The sequence below is a fragment of the Coxiella-like endosymbiont genome (genome assembly GCF_002871095.1).
In the GTDB taxonomy this organism is placed as follows: Bacteria; Pseudomonadota; Gammaproteobacteria; order Coxiellales; family Coxiellaceae; genus Coxiella.
Genome location: NZ_NSHJ01000023.1, coordinates 1 through 2,090 on the forward strand (window position 1 = coordinate 1; position 2,090 = coordinate 2,090).

Sequence of the window (2,090 nt, forward strand, 5' to 3'; positions counted from 1 at the left end):
CTTATAGGAAGCGCTGTAAAATCTATTGCACTTAGATTGTTAATTGTATTAGCTTACAATAGCTCTGCTTATCGAGATTACTTTTTAGCTTATAATCAACACTATTTTTTAGGAAACATACTTTCATTGTAACTCTATCTAGATCCAATTTAGCAAACTAATGGGCATATAAATTAGCAAACTGATGGGCATATAAAACCTGTGAGTGTTGGAAGAGTGGTTATTTATACTATTGAGTTTTGCTGTAGCTATGACTCATGATAAGAAAATATAAGCAAATCGTCTATTAACAGAACTCTTATAAGAAAAATGTACATTACCGGTAATATATTCATAAGAAATTTTATGGTGTTTCCTCAGGAAACACTATTTTCAGTAAAAATTTTATAGTCCTCTGCGAATAGCATCCTCTATCGCATACAAATCAGAAGAAACGCGCCGAATTTCTGCTCCCAATTGTGCTAGTTTTTCTTCGATACATTCATAGCCGCGATCAATATGATAAATCCGATCAATTATGGTATTGCCTCGTGCCATGAGGCCTGCTAAAACTAACCCAGCTGAAGCACGTAAATCTGTTGCCATAACTGGTGCACCGGTTAATTTTTCTTTCCCACGAATGAAGGCTTTGCTACCTTGTAATTTAATATCAGCCCCCATTCGGCGCAATTCGTGCACATGCATAAATCGGTTTTCAAAAACAGTTTCAGTTATAACAGCATTACCTTGCGCAACGACATTAAGTGCCATGAATTGAGCCTGCATATCAGTAGGCATTTCAGGATAAGGAGCTGTATTAATATCGACCGCTTTAGGTCGTCGCCCTTTCATATCAAGGTCTATCCAATTATCTCCAATTTTAATCTGTGCTCCCGCTTCGTGAAGCTTTTCTAGGATAATCCCCAAGGTTTTTGGTAGGACCTCTTTGATTCGGATATGTCCTCGCGTCATCGCTGTAGCAACTAAGTAAGTTCCTGCTTCTATTCGGTCGGGTAAAACGTAGTAACGCCCCCCAGACAATCGATCAACACCATCAATTACTATAGTATCTGTTCCAGCTCCGGAAATTCGTGCACCCATCTTATTCAAAAAATTAGCTAAATCCTGAACTTCAGGCTCACAAGCTGCATTATGGATGATGGTTTGACCCTCTGCTAAGCTTGCTGCCATAATAAGATTTTCTGTCCCTGTCACTGTAATTTTGCTTAAATTCAATTCTGTACCTTTTAAACGTCCGTCTACGTTAGCTCGAATAAAACCATCCACTAATTCTACATTAGCACCCAATACTTGCATCCCATCGATGTGAACATCCACAGGCCGAGAACCAATGGCACATCCTCCAGGCAAAGAAACTTCTGCTTCCCCATAACGAGCCAATAAAGGTCCTAAAACGAGAATAGAAGCACGCATGGTCTTTACCAACTCATAAGAGGCATGAAGATTCTGAATAGTAGAACAATGCACTTCGATACTCATCTGTTCGTCCATGGTAATTTGCGCCCCCATCCGACCTAACAATTCAATCATAGTAGTCACGTCATTAAGATGAGGAATATTACTTAAAATCACTGGCTCTCCAATCAATAACGTGGCTGCTAAAATTGGCAAAATAGCATTTTTTGCTCCTGATATCCGTATGGCACCATTTAAAGGCACACCACCTACAATAATTAATTTATCCATGGCTCTTCAATTTCTAAAATTTCTATCATCCTACAAACAGCAATGATAACCAGCAATGAATTAAGGATCTTAAGAAATCGCATAAATTTATTAAGTCCTTTTTCTTGACTTAACCATACCATCATGACAGATAATCCACCACTATTAAATTGATCCACCCCTTGAAAATCAAGCAGAATGTCTTTTCTTTTTCAATCCAGGGATCACCACTTTTTTAGAAGGCTAATGGTATCTTAAAATTCATTACACCACTAACAACCATAAATAAGTTTCATCTCATTGAAATCTCCGGTTATAAGCAAGTACTCAAGTCTTTGCAATAAGACAGCTAGTTTTCCCTAAAGTAATATTTCTAAAAATTAGGAATGGTACTTGTAGTACATTGATTCCCTCAATGCTGATAC

General features: G+C 37.8%; 2 protein-coding genes. Both read right to left on the reverse strand.

Features of this window, described 5'->3' with window-relative positions; genetic code table 11:
• Nucleotides 1–384 precede the first annotated feature (384 nt).
• Nucleotides 385–1,686 carry a UDP-N-acetylglucosamine 1-carboxyvinyltransferase gene (murA, locus tag CLERM_RS00265; RefSeq protein WP_102156633.1) on the reverse strand — a complete coding sequence of 434 codons (1,302 nt, stop codon included), beginning with the start codon at nucleotides 1,684–1,686 and terminating at the stop codon, nucleotides 385–387.
• Nucleotides 1,674–1,844 carry a hypothetical protein gene (locus tag CLERM_RS03925; RefSeq protein WP_157939812.1) on the reverse strand — a complete coding sequence of 57 codons (171 nt, stop codon included), beginning with the start codon at nucleotides 1,842–1,844 and terminating at the stop codon, nucleotides 1,674–1,676. The genes murA and CLERM_RS03925 overlap by 13 nt, the downstream gene beginning before the upstream one ends.
• Nucleotides 1,845–2,090: the final 246 nt, after the last annotated feature.

Coding starts and splice junctions, on each gene's coding strand:
- murA (WP_102156633.1), bottom strand. CDS start 1,686: ATGGATAAATTAATTATTGTAGGTGGTGTGCCTTTAAATGGTGCCATA.